Source organism: Chitinivorax sp. PXF-14, from assembly GCF_040812015.1.
In the GTDB taxonomy this organism is placed as follows: domain Bacteria; phylum Pseudomonadota; class Gammaproteobacteria; order Burkholderiales; family SCOH01; genus JBFNXJ01.
On record NZ_JBFNXJ010000007.1, the window covers coordinates 1 to 15626 of the forward strand.

A 15626-nucleotide genomic window follows, 5' to 3' on the forward strand; every position below is an offset into this window, starting at 1 on the left:
GGCACAGTGCTAACCCCCTGCATTAATAAAAAATTAGTGTTAATTAATACTAAATTGAGAAATAACGTTAGTTACCGACGACTGAATCAACATCCACTCGTTAAGCAGACCTCGCCGATAGCTAACGTTCACCGTTGCTTCATGCATATAGGGCTCCAGACTGAATGTCTGAGTACATGGTGCTGCGGCATGACGAACGTTTGAGCACTTGATAAATGTGTCTATTTGTCCATCCTTGTTAAGGTGGTAAAAGACATCCTCATATAATTCATCAGGCATATCATTCTGTCCCCCGGATGTGTTAGCCAACTTCGGTGTCAGGCTGGTAAGACCGTAGATTTTTTCTGGCACGTCAATATATGGTGGCCGATATGTGTCGGGAGCTTTAATTGTGGCTAAATACCGCTCTAGATACCCTGCTTTGGCACCGTGCTCTCCCGACCCGACCCTCACTCTGATCCAAGTGGTGTTGAATATCGAATGGGCTCGCTTGTCAGCTTCGGTCTGCGGGGTCAGTGGCGCCATATCCGGAAAACGAATTTCGAAGCCGAAGCTGCGTAGTTTGGACTGGTAGGTGCGCTCCGGTATTGGCCCATTGCGCGGCTCCATGAATTGAGGGTCGCCGTTGTACTCGACGAAATGGGCGTAAGGCTCCGGAATGGATACGGGAACGCCACCCAGGTCGCCAATGACCGGGCCCCGCTTTGCCTCATGAAACATCCAGCCGTCGGTAAGGCTTACACCGCGTAGATTGCTGTAGAGCCAGACCGTTACCGTGATAGCCAGCGCAATTTTTATCAGCAAACTGATTGCTGGTCGCTTGAACAAGTGCGACACCTGCTTTGGAAGGAACGACATCTCAACTGCCTCCTAAATCTCTTTTTTCACCACTGGATTATGTTGTTACTAGCATTCCTGAGCCAAGTAGGGTGGGCAATTTATTGCCCACGCGACAACCGATGCAACTCTAGTCCACATTTCGTGTGGGCAATGCTTGCCCACCCTACCCGACTCTTTAACCTGCCGTGCCTGCTCATCTTGCCGGCGCGAGCCACAATATGTTTCACAAATTCCGTCTGCCACCAAAATGCTGAAACTCACAGAATTCCTGCTTGCATGCAAAGTGTCAATTGACCTCGACAGTTACAAGATTCATCTCGCAACAGGAAATGATGAGAACCCACCTCTTGAAGCATTCTTTGCTGGAAGATTCAAAGAATGGCAGGAACATCAAACTCGCATGAACTTTCCGTGCGATATAGTCATTGGCCTAATTTAACTATCAAAGAATAAATGGCTGTTTGCTGGGGTCTTCCAAGGCCTGGGTTGCATAAAGAAATCAGATAATCATGTCATTTATGAAACCAAGCTAATGCCCGGCCAAGATGACTTGATTGGTCGTGTGATTGTTGAGCACGCACGAGCAGGAAGAGCATCATATCTAATCGGCAAATCGGATGGCGGCGCATTTAGCATCTCCGAGGTAAGAGAGAAAAAACTGTCCGTCGAAGAATTTCCCGGCTTCAATTCAGTCTGCGTGTCTTTTTCCAAGTTGAAACTCATTATCGAACAACAGATTCAGTCTTGGTATGGCGCACTATCAAATATAAAGGGGGTCTACCTGATTACAGACAGAGAGACCGGAAAGTTATACGTCGGTAGTGCCACGGGTGATTGCGGGCTGTGGCAAAGATGGTCAAGCTATGTCACATCAGGACATGGCGGCAACAAGGAGCTGATAGCGCTTCTCAAGAACAAACCTATTGATTATTGCTCCCGTTTCCAATATTCAATCCTCGAAATCGCCGACTCTCACGCATCAGACGGTTATATTGGTAAGCGCGAAATATATTGGAAAGACGTTCTCATGAGTCGGGTGCATGGCTACAACTCGAACTGACGCGAAACATGACCCGGCGTTAAGAAACTCCCAGCCAACAGGTAATCGATAGCCTTTCCTCCACCCAATCACACCGCTAGCCGATCACGCGTGCCAGCCCATGTGTGACCAGCCCCCGCCACTGGCGCCGCGGGCTGTATGTTTGCCCGCGTCCGGGCTACAGTGGCGGCATACCGCCGTGACGCCACCGAAAGCCCGCATGCCAGACTCCAGTTCTCCCGCCGCCGTCGTCCAGCGCCAGCTCGATGCCTACAATGCACGCGATCTCGATGCCTGGCTCGCCACCTATGCGCCGGACGCGCGCCAGTTCGAGCATCCCGGCATTCTGCTGGCCGAGGGCCATGCGCAGATCCGGCGGCGCAGCGAGCCGCGCTTTGCCGAGCCCAATCTGCATGCGCGGCTGGTGCAGCGCAGCGTGATGGGGCAGATGGTGATCGATCAGGAGGTGGTCAGCCGCACCTTTCCCGAAGGGCCGGGCACGATCGAGCTGGTGTGCATCTACGAGGTGCGCGAGGGGCTGATCCGGAGCGCCTCGTTCGTGTTCGGCGACAAGACGCTGGCCGCGGCCGGCTGACTGGCGCCCGCAGGGCCAACCCGAGGTGGAGCGGGTTTCGATTCCACATGCCGCGAGGACATGCACGATGGGCGCATTCATCTACGTCAAAATCCCCAGCGCGAACGCTACCGACGCAGGGCTGCAGCGCTACCAGGCGGGCCTCGACGACGCGCTGCTGGCGCAGGGGCTGGGCGCGGTGATCGGCTGGGGCAGCTCGATGGGCGAGGAAAACCGCGGCGGCCACCGCGAGCTGGCGTTTCACCGCATCGACATCGAGGTCGAGGATGTCGAGCGCGCACGGCCGCTGTTGCGGCAGGCGTTGAGCGTGCTGGGTGCGCCGGCCGGCAGCGAGCTGCATTACAGCCTCGGTGCGGCGCGCTACCAGGACGTGCTGGGCGGTGGCGACTGGCGGCTCGCCGAAGGGCTGGCCGATTGAGCGGCGCGGCCTCTTGACACAGGCCGTACAATAACAAGCTGATTGTGTAGAAGATTCCGCCATGCCTATCCAATGGTTCCCCGGCCACATGAATGCGGCGCGCAAGAAGGCCGCCGAGACGATGGCTGCCGTCGATGTCGTGATCGAGGTGGTCGACGCGCGCCTGCCGCAGGCCAGCAGCAACCCGATGATCGAGGAGCTGCGCGTGTTCCGCCAGCGGCCGTGCCTCAAGCTGCTGAACAAGGCCGACATCGCCGACCCGAACATCACCAAGCAGTGGCTCACCGCGCTCAACGGGCAGAAGGGCATCAAGGCCGTGGCGCTGTCAGCCAAGAAGCCCGGCGACGTAGCCAAGATCGGTGCCTGGTGCGAGGCGCTGGCGCCGCATCGCGGCACGGCGGAGAAGCCGCTGCGGATGATGATCATGGGCATCCCCAACGTCGGCAAATCGACGCTGATGAATGCGCTGATCAAGCGCAAGGTGGCGGCCGTCGGCGACGAGCCGGCGGTGACCAAGAGCGTGCAGCGCCTCGACATCAACGAGCGCATGACGCTGATCGACACGCCGGGCCTGATGTGGCCGAAGATCGCGCATGACAGCGACGGCTATATGCTGGCGGCGAGCCATGCCATCGGCACCAACGCGGTGATCGACGACGAGGTGGCGGCGTTTCTCGGCGACCTGCTGCTCAGGCACTACCCGGCGCTGCTGGCGGGCAAGTACGGTATCGCCACCGAGGGGCTGGACGGCGTCGGCGTGATCGAGGCGATCGCCAAACGCCGCGCCTTCCGCCTCAAGGGCGGCGATCTCGACCTCGAAAAGGCTGCGCTGGCCTTGCTGAAGGACTACCGCACCGGCGTGCTCGGCCGCATCAGCCTCGAAACGCCGGCGAGCCGCGCGGCCATGCTGGCGGCAGCGGCCGAGGCCGCCAAGCCGGCCAGGCCGGCAGACGACGCCACCGACGACACCGACAGCGCCGGGTAAGCGCGCTACCGGCTGGCGATTCACCCGGAAAATCAATGCCATGGGCATCGGGCACGCTTGCGCGCGCGGCCCGGCCCGCCGCTCGTGCGGCCCAATCTTCCGCTCATCTCCCCACACTCCCGCTCTGGCGCTTGCTTGGCCGATACTGTCGGGCTCATTTGCTATGCTGAAACGAGCCGCGACAGATGGCTCGCCTGTTTACCCCGGGGATACACATGAAAATCAAACACTGGCTGGCGGGCATGGCGCTTGCAGGATGGGCAATGGCCGCGCCGGCCCTGGAACTGGCTGGCATCGAAGTGCCCGAGCTGCAGAAAGTGCGCGGTGAAATCCTGCTGCGCAACGGCGCCGGCATACGCACGGCCATGGGCTTCAACGTCTATGTCGGCGTGCTCTACCTGCTGGCGGGCAAGCATGATGCCGACGCGATCATCGGCTCACCCACGCCCAAGCGCATGCTGCTAGTGTTGCGCCGTGACCTGAAATCGAGGGTGCTGCTGACGGCATTCCGCGATGGCATGCAGCTCAACGCCGATGACGCCACGCGCGACCGCCTGAAGCCGCGCATCGCCCAGTTCGAGCGCGTGTTCGACCGCATCCGCGATACCAAGACGGGCGACCAGCTGGCGCTCGATGTCGGCGGCGACGGCTCGGTGGACGTGGTGTTCAACGGCAAGGTCGAGGAGATGATCCCCGGCCCCGACATCGGCCCGGCCGTGCTCAAGATCTGGCTTGGCCAGAACCCGGTATCCGACGACCTGAAGAACGCACTGCTGGCGGCCACGGCCAAGCCGAGCAGCAGCGTGGTGCGCCAGTCGTCCGCCTTCGATTCGGTGTTCGAGGGCTACTCGCCATGAGCCGCGCCACAGCGGCAGCAGCGCACAAATAGTCAGGAGTGGCTGGAGGGCGGCGACTATAGTGCGGACATTCCACGAGAAGAAAAGACCATGTCCGCTACCCGCCAGATCGTCTACCAGATATTCCCCGAACGTTTCGCCATCGGCCAGCCGCATACCAGTGCGAGCAAGCTGGCCCAGCCAGCCTACCAGCGCCCCGGCAATTTCACCAAGAACTGGGACGAGCGGCCCGCCACCACACCCGAGCAGCAGGCCAACCCCGGCCAGGGCTTTTACGGCGGCGACCTGCAAGGCGTGATCGACAAGCTCGATTACCTGCAGGCGCTCGGCGTGACCACGCTGTATTTCACGCCGATCTTCGAGGCGCCGTCGAACCACAAGTACGACGCGGTCGACTTCTTCCGCATCGACCCGATGTTCGGCGACGAGGCCACGTTGCGCCGCCTGATCGCCGAGCTCAAGGCGCGCGGCATGGGGCTGATCCTCGATGCGGTGCTGAACCACGTGAACCACGGCCACCCGTGGTTTCTCGCCGCCCAGCGTGGCGAACAGCCCTACCGCGACTGGTTCGGTTTCGACGCGCAGGGCCGCCACCAGTGCTGGTGGGGGCACGAATACCTGGCCGAGCTCAATCTGGAAAACGAGGCGCTGCAGCAGGTGCTGTTCAAAGGCCGCGACAGCTTTCTCGCCCACTATCTCGACATGGGCATCCAGGGCTGGCGCTTCGACACCGCGCAGGATCTGGGCCTGAAGACCGCACGCCGCATCCGCGCGGCGATTGCCCCACGCTACCCGCAAGCCGAGCTGCTGGGCGAGCTGATGAGCTATGCCGGCGGCTGGATCGACGGCACGGGTTACACCGGCATGATGAATTACTACTTCCGCGAGGCGATGCTGGCCTGGCTCGCCGGCGACATCGGCCACCGCCAGGCCAACCAGGCGATGCGCGACTACTACGAAGGCTACGGCCACCAAGGCGCGCTCAACTCCTGGCTCATGCTGTCGAGCCATGACACGATGCGGCTCAGAACCGCCCTCCCCGACGTACGCCTGCGCCAGCTGGCGATGGCCGCGCAGTTCACGCTGCCGGGTATACCGCTGGTCTACTACGGTGAGGAAAACGGCATGGAGGGTGGCAACGACCCCGACTGCCGCCGCCCGATGGTGTGGGATGAATCAGGCTGGGAGCGGTCGATGCGCGATTTCGTGCAGCAGCTCGTGGCGCTGCGCCAGAGCCTGCCGGCACTGCAGCACGGCAGGCTGACGATGCTCGGCGACAGGCAGGATGGCAACGCGCTGATCTACCTGCGCCATACCGATGTCCCCGGCGAGGTGGCGCTGGTGGCGCTGAATCTCGGCGATCAGCCGCTCAGGCAGCTGGTGTTCGTGCCCTACCCACACCTGTACAACAGCGTGCCGCTGCAGGATCGGCTCGACGACTCGCGCGAGCCGATCAGGATGGGTGGGGGATGCGTGTGGGTGGAGGCGCCGGCCAGGGGCGCGGCGCTATACACACCGTTCGAGCCGCACGAGCGCTTCCGCTTCTACAAGGAACGCAATCTCGTCCCCTGACTTGGGAGCATCGGCCGGGCCGCGCAGGTCAGGTCAGCTCAAACTGACCGCCTCGCCTCAGCGCAGCTTGGCGTTCGATGCGGTCGGGCCCATCGACGGACCGTGGCGGTGCGAGCGCCGGCGGCGGCTGCGACGGTGCACGGGCCGCGAATAGTGGCGGAACAGGTAAACGACGCCAGCCGCCAGGAACAGACACAACACCAGCACGCTCATGACCTGCACCGGATTGATCGCGGGCCAGTCGGACAGCGGGTCGTCATCCGGGTTGGTGTCGTCATTGCGGCGGTCGGAGAGGTTGGCAAAGGTGCTGACGAGGTGATCGACCCCGCCGAGCGGCGCCAGCGTGCTGGCGATCTCGACCGTCTCATACTGGCGGCCGACCTCGTTGACCGCGTCCTCGCCGCGCATCGTGCCCTCCGGCGCGAGCTCTAGCTTGATCTGGGACGACACGGCAGGCTGGACATCGGCGCCACGCACGCGCTCGGAGAATTCGCGCACGAGGCTGCCGGTGCGGGCCGACTCCTCCAGCCGCGTGCCAAGCTCGGTGCTGTCATCCATACGCAATACGACGGAATCGGTGGCACCCTGCAAGGGCGCGGCAGACAGCGGGGTCACGGCTAGCGCCCCCATCAGCAATGCGGCACGCGCCGCGGCGATTCTTAGCTGCATAGCTCCTCCACCTGTCGTTTCGATGCACGGGCGAGACCTGTGTCGCGCCCTGCAAGCCTCCGTCCACTACGTTCTGCCTATTATCTAGGCAAACCCCGGGGGCAGGACAAGCTCGAAATTTCGCATATATTTCATATGCTTGACTCGCCGTGGCGCGATGCATATGGCGGCTTGCAAGTCCCCGCCGGCACACCGCGGTGACAATGCCCGCGCACCAGCGTGCGCCGACTGCTGGCACCCGCCATCAAGTCATTGTATTGATTAGATTTTCCGCCCTTCAAAAAGCAACACCCGGCCACGGTGGCCGGGTGTGCAAAGATGAACGGATACGCCTGCGTGGCGCGCGCTCAGTCGTCGAGCTGGCCCGGCGCGAAATACCTGGCGCCGATCTGCTTGAACGTGCCGTTCTGCTTCACCGCGGCGATCGCCTTGTTGAAGCGATCCTTCAGCGCGCCATCGTTTTTGCGCAGCGCCACCGCCACACCGAGGCCCAGCACGCCGTTCTGGCGGCCATCGAAGGTCGGGCCGGTGAACTCGTAGTTCTTGCCGTCGGCCTTGTCGAGGAAGCCCTCCTGCAGCTGCACCACATTGCCGAAGGTGAGGTCGGCGCGCCCAGTGCCCAGCTCCAGCATCGGGTCCATCGCGTTGACGGTGCGTGTGATCTTGGCGACCTTTTCGAAACGCTCGGTGACGAACTTGTCCTGCGGCGTGCTGATCTGCACCGCGATGGTCTTGCCCTTGAGGCCGGCCTCGGAGATGTCGATATTGGCGCCCTTCCTGGCCACGAAGCGGTTCTTCATGTGGTAGTAGACGTCGCTGAAATCGACGACCTTGCGGCGATCCTCGGTGATGTTCATCGACGAGATGATCGCGTCGTACTTCCTCACCTGCAGCCCGGGGATCAGCCCGTCCCAGGCCTGGTCGATGATCTCGCAGCGGGCCTTCATCTCGTTGCACAGGGCCTGCGCCAGCTCGACCTCGAAGCCCGCCGGCTTGCCGTCCTTGCCCTGGAACTCGAACGGCGGGTAGGTGGCATCGGTCGCAATGCGGAGCACGGCCTCGGCCTGCGCTTGAACGGAACAGCCAACGACGGCGGCAAGCGCCAGCAATTTCAGGGTCTTCATGCGTTTCTCTCCAGAGTCGTCAATCAAAGCAGCGTCGTTATGGAAATACCCGGTGCGACAGCGCCGGCAGGCGGCACCGCAGCTCGGCTTGCAGGGCAAGATCGATGTCGGCGAGCGCGATGCCCTCACCCGACGCCACACAGTCAAGGACCTTGCCCCACGGGTCCACGATCATGCTGTGTCCAAATGTCTGCTTGCCACCCGGATGCTCGCCCCCCTGCCCGGCGGCGATCACGTAGGCGAGGTTCTCGACCGCGCGGGCGCGCAGCAGCAGCTCCCAGTGCGCCTCGCCGGTGGTACGGGTGAACGCGGCCGGCGCGGCGATCAGCTCGGGCGCGGGCGGCAGGCGGTAGAACTCGGGAAAGCGCAGGTCGTAGCAGACCGACAGCTTGAGCCGCCCGAGCGGCGTGCTGGCGACGACCGGCTCGCGGCCCGCGCACATCGTCGCTGCCTCGTCGTAATGCTGCTCGCCATGGTGGAAGCCGAACAGGTGCACCTTGTCGTAGCGCGCCGCGCACTCGCCCTGCGGGTCGAACAGCAGGCTGCTGTTGTATATCCTGCCCGGCGCCAAGCTCTGCAGCGGCACGGTGCCGCCGATCAGCCAGACGCGATGGGTACGCGCCAGGCCGGTAAGGTGGCGCTGTATCGGGCCGTCGCCGAATGGCTCGGCCAGTGCGACCCTGCGCGGCTCGTCGGCCGGCATCAGGTAGAAATATTCGGGCAGCGCGACAAGCTGCGCGCCGCGCCAGGCGGCCTCTGCGACGAGGCGGGAAGCCGCGTCCAGATTGGCTTGCAGGCTGTCGCCGGAAACCATCTGGATGGCGGCGACGCGGTGGCTGGCGGGTGTCGTCGTCATGGCGGTTACAGCTCGCACAGCCGCGCCGCGCCGCGCTTCAGCGTGTCGTCGTCCTTGGCAAAGCTCAGGCGGATCAGCCGGTGGTCGGTGCCGTCGCTGTAGAACGCCGACACCGGGATCGTCGCCACGCCGTGGTCGCGGATCAGCCGCTGTACGAAATCGCTGTCCGGCTCGTCGCGGATCGCGTCGTATCGGGCGGTGATGAAGAAGCCGCCATGGCTCGGCAGCAGCTCTAGCCGCGACTCTTTCAGGTAAGCGGCCAGCAGGTCGCGCTTGCGCTGGTAGAAGTCGGACAGCCCGAGATAGTGGCCCGGGTCGGCCATGAATTCGGCCAGCGCATGCTGCATCGGCGTGTCGGCGGCGAACACCGCGAACTGGTGCACCTTGCGGATCTCGTCCATCAGCGCGGCCGGCGCCAGGCAATGGCCGATGCGCCAGCCGGTGACGTGGAAGGTCTTGCCGAACGAGGCGACGACGACGCTGCGCTCGGCCAGCTCCGGGTGGCGGCTCATGCTGTGGTGGATCGCGCCATCGAAGGTGACGTGCTCGTACACCTCGTCGGACAGGATGATGATGTCGGTGCCGCGCACGATGTCTTTCAACGCGGCGATGTCGGCGTCGCTCAGGATGCGGCCGGTCGGATTGTGCGGGCTGTTGAGCAGGATCATCCGCGTGCGGGGCGTGATCGCGGCGCGCACGGCCTGCCAGTCGATGTCGAAGGACGGCGGAGCGAGCTTCAGCGGCACCGGCCTGGCGCCCTGCAGCTCGATCATCGGCGCATAGCTGTCGAAGGACGGCTCGAAGAAGATCACCTCGTCACCGCGATGGACCAGCGCCGTCACCGCCGAGAACAGGCCCTCGCTCGCGCTGGCCATGATGGTGACTTCGCTGGCCGGGTCGTAGCGCGTGCCGTACAGCGTCTCGACCTTGGCCGCCACCGCCTCGCGCAAGGCCAGCACACCGGCCATCGGCGAATACTGGTTGTGGCCCTCGCGCATCGCCTTGGCCACCAGCTCGACCAGCTGCGGCGAGCACGGGAAGTTCGGCGCGCCCTGCGACAGGTTGATGGCATCGTGCCTGGCGGCCAGCTGGCCGATCACCGTGAAGATGGTCGTGCCGACATTGGGCAACTTGGACTGGATGGTGGCTTGCGACTGCATGTCTCGCTCCGCTGTTGGCTGCTGGTCTGGCGAGCAATGTGCGCCTGTTGCAATGGCCGAACAAACGATTTATCGTCATTCGATACATTACACAAACTCATGCATGAAGCCTCTCGATGACACGTCGCCTGCCTTCCCTGCACGCGCTGCAGATATTCGAAGTCGCCGGCCGCCACCTGAGCTTCACCAAGGCAGCCGACGAGCTGTGCCTGACGCAGGGCGCCGTGAGCCGCCAGATCGCGCAGCTCGAGGCGGCGCTCGGCTACACGCTGTTCCACCGCCAGGTGCGCCGCGTCACGCTCACCGCCCAGGGCAAGGCGCTGCTGCCGCATATTGCCCAGGCCTTCGCGCAGCTCGCCAAGGGCCTCGACGCGGCCGACGGCGTGCGCAATGTGGTGCGGCTCAAGGCGCCGACCTGCATCTCGCGCTGGCTGATGCCGCTGGTAATGGCGTTTCGCGAGGATTACCCCGATATCGACGTGGAGGTGACGACGGTGCGCGAGCATGGTGTGAATTTCGACGCCGAGGGCTTCGACCTTGCCGTGGTGTTCGGCAACGCACCGGCGCGCGAGGATGAGCTGCTACTGGTGCGCGAGAAGCTGACGCCGGTCTGTGCGCCGGGCCTGCTCACGCGCATCGGCAAGCCGCTGGGCGCAACCGCCGATCTGGCCGCCTACCCGCTGCTGCACCCGTCGCGCGACCGCCGCGACTGGCATCTGTGGCTCGCCGCCGCGCGCGACGACCCGCACCGGGCCGACTCAGGCCAGCTATTCGACACGCTGGACATGGCGGTGCAGGCCGCGAGCCAGGGCATCGGCATTGCCATCGGTGATGTCACGCTGGTCGCCGACGATCTCGCCAGCGGCGCGCTGATCGCGCCGTTCGGGCTGGTGCAGGAAACCGGCTACCGCTATGCGCTGCGCTACCCGGCCAGGGCGGAGCTGCGCAGCGAGGCAAAGCTGATGTGGGAGTGGTTTCGCGGCAAGGCCCGCTGACGCCCCGTCAGCCGCCTTCCGGCGCACCGGCCACGGCATGGCGGTTGCGCCCGGCATGCTTGGCCTCGTACAGGGCGGCATCGGCCAGCTGCAACAACTGGTCGGGCAGCTCGCCATGCTCGGGAAAGACCGCCAGCCCGAGCGAGATGGTGACGCCGCCGAGCTCCTTGCCGTGGTAGCTGAGTTCGAGCGAGGCGACGCTCTCGCGGATGCGCTCGATGCGTTGCGTCGCAATCGCCAGCGTGGTGTTGGGCAGCACCAGCGTGAACTCCTCGCCGCCGTAGCGGCTCACGAAGTCGCTCTGGCGCGCGTGGCGCTTGAGCGCCTGGGCCACCTCGCGGAGCACCGCGTCGCCCGCATCGTGGCCGTGGGTGTCGTTGAAGCGCTTGAAGTGGTCGATGTCGAGCATCACCACGGCCACGCTGGCGGGCTCGCCATCCTCACGCCGGCGCGCAGCGACGATCAGCTCGCGGCGCAGCGCCTCTTCGAGGTAGCGGCGATTGAACAGGCCGGTCAGCGGATCGCGGATCGACTGCTGCCGCAGCGTGTCGCGCAGCCGCAGGTTGGCGATCGACAGCGCGATCTGTTCGAGCGCCATCAGTACGAACTGCTGGAAGCGCGCTTCTTCCTGGCCATGCTGCGACGGCGCCAGGTGCAGCAGGCCGATCATCTCGCCTTGCGCGTTGAGCGGCAGGCAGGTCGAGCCTGGCGGCGTGGTCTGGGCGTCGAGATGGTTGCAGCACAGCGCATCGGGGCCGCCGGCATAGGCATACGGCTGGCCGCGGCGCAGCGCCCAGCAGTCGCCGGGCGGGAACATGCGCGACGGCTGTGGCCCACCCCAGTTGCAGGCGAGGCCAAGGTGGCTCAGCGAGGCATCGAGCAGGTACAGCGCGCCGGACTCGGCCCCGAACAGGCGCGGCAGGTAGTGCTTGAGCAGCGCGATGGCCTCGTCGAGCGAGGCGCTGGCCTGCAGCAGCCGTCCGAGCTCGGACAGCACCGCCACGTGGCAGCCGTGCCAGTCGCTGGCTTCCAGCGCGGTGGACAGCGCCTCGTTGCGCTCCTTCAGCTCGATCTCGGCATGGGCCTGTTGCCGCAAGGCCCGCCGCACCACGCTGTAGATCAGGCCCAGCAGCAGCAGGTTCATCAGCGTCGCGATGCCGAAGGTCCATTCCGCGCTGCGCACCGCCTGTACCTGACGCGTGGCGCGCTCGTTGAGCCGGCTGTTCTCAGTGGTGCGCATGGTGGCGATCAGCGCCGTGATCTGGTCCATCTCCTGCTTGCCGATATCGGTCTGCACCATGCTCATGGCCTCGCGCACGCCGCCCTCGGCGCGCAGCAGCACGGTCTGGTCGAGCTCGGTCAGGCGGCGCGTCACCAGCTCGCCCAGGCGCCTGAGCCGCGCCAGTTGCTCGGGCCGGCCGGCCAACTGGTCGCGCAGGCTGGCCTGGGTGCCATCAACGCCGTCAACGGCGGCATGGTAAGGCCGCAGGTAGTCGGCCTTGCCGGTCAGCAGATAGCCGCGCTGGCCGGCCTCGGCCTGCAGCAGCTGTTCGGTCAGCTGTCCAAGCAGCCGTTGCAGCTCCATGGTATGGGTGACCGGCGTCTGCGCGGCAACCAGTTGTTCGAGGCTGCGGTAGAGCCAGACGGCATCGGCGCAAACCAGCAGCAACCCAGTCAGGCCAGCCAGCAGCGCACGGCGTGATACGGCTTCGACACGGGAAATGGTCATGGTAACGGTGCTTTCGGGCGATCCGGCGCGGTGCGGCCGGCTCACGCGGCCTGCTCCACGAGCATGGATTGGGCGAGCTCGCCCAGCCGGCGGATCGCGCTTTCGATCTCGGGGGTGAACGGGTAGCCGGCGTTGAGCCTGAGGCAGTTGCGGAAGGTGTCGCCGAGGCTGAACAGCTCGCCCGGCGCGAAGCCGCAGCCCTCAGCGCGCGCGCGTTCCTGCAGCTCGGAGGTGTCGATGCCGCGCGGCAGCTCGACCCACAGCATGTAGCCGCCATCGGTGCACGATACGCGGCTGTCGCACGGGAAGTATTCGCACACCGCCGCGCGCAGCGCCGCCACCTGCTCCGCCATATTGCGCCGCAGCCGCCGCAGGTGCGGCTCGTAGTGGCCGCTTTCGAGAAAGGCGGCATAGGTGCGCTGCATCAGCAGCGACACGCTCTCGCCCAAGCCGAGCCGGCGCGATTCGAGCGCGGTGCGGTATTTACCCGCGACGATGTAGCCCAGGCCCAGGCCCGGCGCCAGGGTCATGCTCAGGTCGGCGCACAGCGTGACGTTGCCGTGAGTGTCGAAGGCCTTGAACGGCTTGGGCCGCTGCTCGCCCGAGTAGAAGTCGCCGAAGGTGTCGTCCTCGATCAGTGGCACGTCGTGCTCGGCCAGTAGCTCCACGATGCGGCGCTTGGCGGCGTCGCTCATCAGGCTGCCGGTGGGCGGTGCGAAATTGGCGGTCAGCAGGCAGGCTGCGATCTTCTGCTGGCTCAGCGCGAACGCCAACGCCTCGGCCGACACGCCGTTGCACGGGTGCGCCGGGATTTCGAGCGCGCGCAGTTCGAGCGACTCCATCGTGTGCAGGAAATTGGCATTGCACGGCGACGAGATCGCCACCACGTCGCCGGGCCGCGTCATCTCGCGCAGGCACAGGCTGATCGCCTCGATATTGCCGTGGGTGACGACGATCTCGTCCGCCTGCCACAGGCAGCCGGCTTCAACGCCGCGCCGCGCGATCTGCCGCCGCAGCGCCTCTTCGCCCGCGTCGAGCCCGTAGCGCGCGAGCAGGCTCGGGTCGCGCCGCGCGTGGTAGGTCATCAGCTTCTGCAGCTGGTGCGTGGGAAACAGGCTCGGCGACAGCGTCGCCAGCGCGAGCCGGTCGCCGCCGCCCTGCTGGCAGAAATCGAGCATGCGGCGGCGCTTGGCGCAGATTTCCACCTGCTGGGGCAGGCCGAGCTCGGTGTTGCACTGCGTCGGCGCCTCGCGCTCGGGGGCGCGCCGTTTCACGAAGAAACCGGCACGCGGCCGCGCTTCGATCAGGCCGGCATCTTCGAGCAGATGCAGCGCATGGGTGACGGTGGCCGGGCTCGCGTCGTGCAGCGCGCACAAGGTGCGCACCGAGGGCAGCTTGTCGCCGGCGCGCAGGGTACCGGCATGGATACAGGAGGCGAGCTCGTCGGCCAGCCTGGCATAACGGGTGGCGTGCAGGGGCGCGTTCATGATGGCGATGGTGGCAGTACGGATGTCTAATGATAAGTACAGATATCAGAAAACAACAAGCTGTGTTGATACATCCTGCCCTGGCCTGGTGCCAAGCCGCCTGCCTCGTCGTTTCTAGAATGCCGGAGCCCACCCAATGAGCCAGAAGTGCCGTCATGAAACATGAACCGCCAGGGGCCCGCCGCGACATCACCCGCATCGGCGAGCAGCCCTGCCTCGCGCTCGACAGCCTGCCGCCACGCACGCACCGCTGCGGCACCCCGAGCCAGCCTGAACAACAGCGCGAATACGTCACCTTGAGGCGCGCCTTACTGGGGCTGGGCGGCTGGCGTGCATGGCCATCCGTCGCGCCGTCCGGCACCGGGCCTTGCGGCAACTATGCTGGGGAGAACACCGGTCATCGAATGCATGCATGGCTACGCATAAATAAGATAATTAGCATTTTCTTATGTTATAGTCAGCCTGCATACTGTGAGGAGGGGTCGAAATGCGTCATCTGCGTCAGCTGTTTGCCGGGCTCGTGTCGGCCCTGGCCTTGGTCAGTGCACAGGCGGCAGCGCTGGAAGTGCTGGTGCCCGCGTATTTCTATCCCGCGGCGGGCGACAGCAACTGGCCTCGCCTGACCCAGGCGGCGAAGAAAGTGCCGGTCGTCGCCATCCTCAATCCCAATTCCGGCCCCGGCTCGCGCCTCGACACGGCCTACCTGAGCGCGGTGCAATCGCTGCGCACGGCCGGCGGCAAGGTGATCGGCTACATTCCCACCGGTTACGGCAAGCGCAGCCTGTCGAGCGTGACGGCGCAAATCGAAAAATACCTGGCCTGGTACCCGGTCGACGGCATCTTCCTCGACGAGATGGCCAACCAGGCGACCTCGGCCAAGCTCAACTACTACCAGGCCATCTACCAGTACATCAAGGCACGCAACCCGGCGCTGCGCGTGATCGGCAACCCCGGCATCAACACCGCCGAGATCTATGCCTCGCTGCCCGCCGCCGATACGCTGGTGGTGTACGAGAGCACCGGCGGCGCCTACCCGAGCTATGTGCAGAGCGCCTGGAACCAGGCTGCCGCCTACACGCCGTCACGTTTTGCCGAGCTCGTGTATGCCGCGACCGACCTGAATGCCGCGATGAGCAGGGCCGCCAAGCAGAAGACTGGCATGCTCTACGTCACCAACCGTGGCGCCAACGGCAGCGATCCCTGGAGTGGCCTGCCAGCCTATTGGGATGCCGAGGTGTCGCGCATCGCCACCATCAACGCCACGCCCTGAGCCCCGCCCGGCCTGATGCCGGGCAGCGGG

General features: G+C 64.6%; 15 protein-coding genes. 8 read left to right on the forward strand and 7 right to left on the reverse strand.

Annotated features, from left to right (window positions below):
• Window positions 1-39: 39 nt before the first annotated feature.
• Window positions 40-858, reverse strand: a complete 819-nt coding sequence (locus tag ABWL39_RS10110) for a hypothetical protein (protein ID WP_367789992.1) — start codon at window positions 856-858, stop codon at window positions 40-42.
• Between the two features lie 514 nt (window positions 859-1372).
• On the opposite strand from ABWL39_RS10110, the gene ABWL39_RS10115 reads away from it, so the two are divergent.
• The 6 genes from ABWL39_RS10115 (at window position 1373) to ABWL39_RS10140 (ending at window position 6306) form a co-directional block, all read left to right on the forward strand.
• Window positions 1373-1900, forward strand: coding sequence for a GIY-YIG nuclease family protein (locus ABWL39_RS10115; RefSeq protein WP_367789995.1), 528 nt, complete (start codon window positions 1373-1375; stop codon window positions 1898-1900).
• A gap of 199 nt (window positions 1901-2099) precedes the next feature.
• The gene (locus ABWL39_RS10120; RefSeq protein ID WP_367789998.1) at window positions 2100-2474 is read left to right on the forward strand and encodes a nuclear transport factor 2 family protein; all 375 of its coding nucleotides are present in this window, start codon (window positions 2100-2102) and stop codon (window positions 2472-2474) included.
• A gap of 67 nt (window positions 2475-2541) precedes the next feature.
• Window positions 2542-2892 (forward strand): hypothetical protein, encoded by a 351-nt coding sequence (locus tag ABWL39_RS10125; RefSeq protein ID WP_367790001.1) that lies wholly within the window; start codon window positions 2542-2544, stop codon window positions 2890-2892.
• A 61-nt stretch (window positions 2893-2953) separates the two neighbouring features.
• Window positions 2954-3877 carry a ribosome biogenesis GTPase YlqF gene (ylqF, locus tag ABWL39_RS10130; RefSeq protein ID WP_367790004.1) on the forward strand — a complete coding sequence of 308 codons (924 nt, stop codon included), beginning with the start codon at window positions 2954-2956 and terminating at the stop codon, window positions 3875-3877.
• A 215-nt stretch (window positions 3878-4092) separates the two neighbouring features.
• On the forward strand, window positions 4093-4734 hold the full coding sequence (locus ABWL39_RS10135) for a chalcone isomerase family protein (RefSeq protein ID WP_367790007.1): 642 nt from the start codon (window positions 4093-4095) through the stop codon (window positions 4732-4734).
• Between the two features lie 90 nt (window positions 4735-4824).
• A complete protein-coding gene (locus ABWL39_RS10140; protein ID WP_367790010.1) occupies window positions 4825-6306 on the forward strand; it encodes a glycoside hydrolase family 13 protein in 1482 nt (493 codons plus the stop codon).
• 57 nt (window positions 6307-6363) lie between these two features.
• Here the strand turns inward: ABWL39_RS10140 and ABWL39_RS10145 are convergent, their stop codons facing one another.
• From ABWL39_RS10145 to ABWL39_RS10160, 4 genes are all read right to left on the reverse strand, one after another.
• Entirely contained in the window at window positions 6364-6975 is a 612-nt protein-coding gene (locus ABWL39_RS10145; protein WP_367790013.1) for a hypothetical protein, read from the reverse strand.
• Window positions 6976-7322: 347 nt separating this feature from the next.
• Window positions 7323-8099 (reverse strand): transporter substrate-binding domain-containing protein, encoded by a 777-nt coding sequence (locus ABWL39_RS10150; RefSeq protein ID WP_367790016.1) that lies wholly within the window; start codon window positions 8097-8099, stop codon window positions 7323-7325.
• A gap of 37 nt (window positions 8100-8136) precedes the next feature.
• The gene (locus tag ABWL39_RS10155) at window positions 8137-8955 is read right to left on the reverse strand and encodes a carbon-nitrogen hydrolase family protein (RefSeq protein WP_367790018.1); all 819 of its coding nucleotides are present in this window, start codon (window positions 8953-8955) and stop codon (window positions 8137-8139) included.
• 5 nt (window positions 8956-8960) lie between these two features.
• A complete protein-coding gene (locus tag ABWL39_RS10160; RefSeq protein WP_367790021.1) occupies window positions 8961-10115 on the reverse strand; it encodes a methionine aminotransferase in 1155 nt (384 codons plus the stop codon).
• Window positions 10116-10231: 116 nt separating this feature from the next.
• On the opposite strand from ABWL39_RS10160, the gene ABWL39_RS10165 reads away from it, so the two are divergent.
• On the forward strand, window positions 10232-11110 hold the full coding sequence (locus tag ABWL39_RS10165) for a LysR substrate-binding domain-containing protein (RefSeq protein ID WP_367790025.1): 879 nt from the start codon (window positions 10232-10234) through the stop codon (window positions 11108-11110).
• Window positions 11111-11117: 7 nt separating this feature from the next.
• On the opposite strand, the gene ABWL39_RS10170 is transcribed toward ABWL39_RS10165, so the two are convergent.
• Both ABWL39_RS10170 and ABWL39_RS10175 read right to left on the reverse strand, forming a co-directional pair.
• On the reverse strand, window positions 11118-12839 hold the full coding sequence (locus tag ABWL39_RS10170; protein WP_367790028.1) for a diguanylate cyclase: 1722 nt from the start codon (window positions 12837-12839) through the stop codon (window positions 11118-11120).
• Window positions 12840-12880: 41 nt separating this feature from the next.
• Window positions 12881-14326 carry a PLP-dependent aminotransferase family protein gene (locus ABWL39_RS10175; RefSeq protein ID WP_367790031.1) on the reverse strand — a complete coding sequence of 482 codons (1446 nt, stop codon included), beginning with the start codon at window positions 14324-14326 and terminating at the stop codon, window positions 12881-12883.
• Between the two features lie 487 nt (window positions 14327-14813).
• On the opposite strand from ABWL39_RS10175, the gene ABWL39_RS10180 reads away from it, so the two are divergent.
• A complete protein-coding gene (locus ABWL39_RS10180) occupies window positions 14814-15596 on the forward strand; it encodes a spherulation-specific family 4 protein (RefSeq protein ID WP_367790034.1) in 783 nt (260 codons plus the stop codon).
• The last annotated feature ends 30 nt before the right edge of the window (window positions 15597-15626 follow it).

Coding starts and splice junctions, on each gene's coding strand:
- ABWL39_RS10145 (WP_367790013.1), bottom strand. CDS start 6,975: ATGCAGCTAAGAATCGCCGCGGCGCGTGCCGCATTGCTGATGGGGGCG.
- ABWL39_RS10155 (WP_367790018.1), bottom strand. CDS start 8,955: ATGACGACGACACCCGCCAGCCACCGCGTCGCCGCCATCCAGATGGTT.
- ABWL39_RS10165 (WP_367790025.1), top strand. CDS start 10,232: ATGACACGTCGCCTGCCTTCCCTGCACGCGCTGCAGATATTCGAAGTC.
- ABWL39_RS10150 (WP_367790016.1), bottom strand. CDS start 8,099: ATGAAGACCCTGAAATTGCTGGCGCTTGCCGCCGTCGTTGGCTGTTCC.
- ABWL39_RS10135 (WP_367790007.1), top strand. CDS start 4,093: ATGAAAATCAAACACTGGCTGGCGGGCATGGCGCTTGCAGGATGGGCA.
- ABWL39_RS10120 (WP_367789998.1), top strand. CDS start 2,100: ATGCCAGACTCCAGTTCTCCCGCCGCCGTCGTCCAGCGCCAGCTCGAT.
- ABWL39_RS10175 (WP_367790031.1), bottom strand. CDS start 14,326: ATGAACGCGCCCCTGCACGCCACCCGTTATGCCAGGCTGGCCGACGAG.
- ABWL39_RS10180 (WP_367790034.1), top strand. CDS start 14,814: ATGCGTCATCTGCGTCAGCTGTTTGCCGGGCTCGTGTCGGCCCTGGCC.
- ABWL39_RS10170 (WP_367790028.1), bottom strand. CDS start 12,839: ATGACCATTTCCCGTGTCGAAGCCGTATCACGCCGTGCGCTGCTGGCT.
- ABWL39_RS10115 (WP_367789995.1), top strand. CDS start 1,373: ATGCCCGGCCAAGATGACTTGATTGGTCGTGTGATTGTTGAGCACGCA.
- ABWL39_RS10125 (WP_367790001.1), top strand. CDS start 2,542: ATGGGCGCATTCATCTACGTCAAAATCCCCAGCGCGAACGCTACCGAC.
- ABWL39_RS10110 (WP_367789992.1), bottom strand. CDS start 858: ATGTCGTTCCTTCCAAAGCAGGTGTCGCACTTGTTCAAGCGACCAGCA.
- ABWL39_RS10160 (WP_367790021.1), bottom strand. CDS start 10,115: ATGCAGTCGCAAGCCACCATCCAGTCCAAGTTGCCCAATGTCGGCACG.
- ylqF (WP_367790004.1), top strand. CDS start 2,954: ATGCCTATCCAATGGTTCCCCGGCCACATGAATGCGGCGCGCAAGAAG.
- ABWL39_RS10140 (WP_367790010.1), top strand. CDS start 4,825: ATGTCCGCTACCCGCCAGATCGTCTACCAGATATTCCCCGAACGTTTC.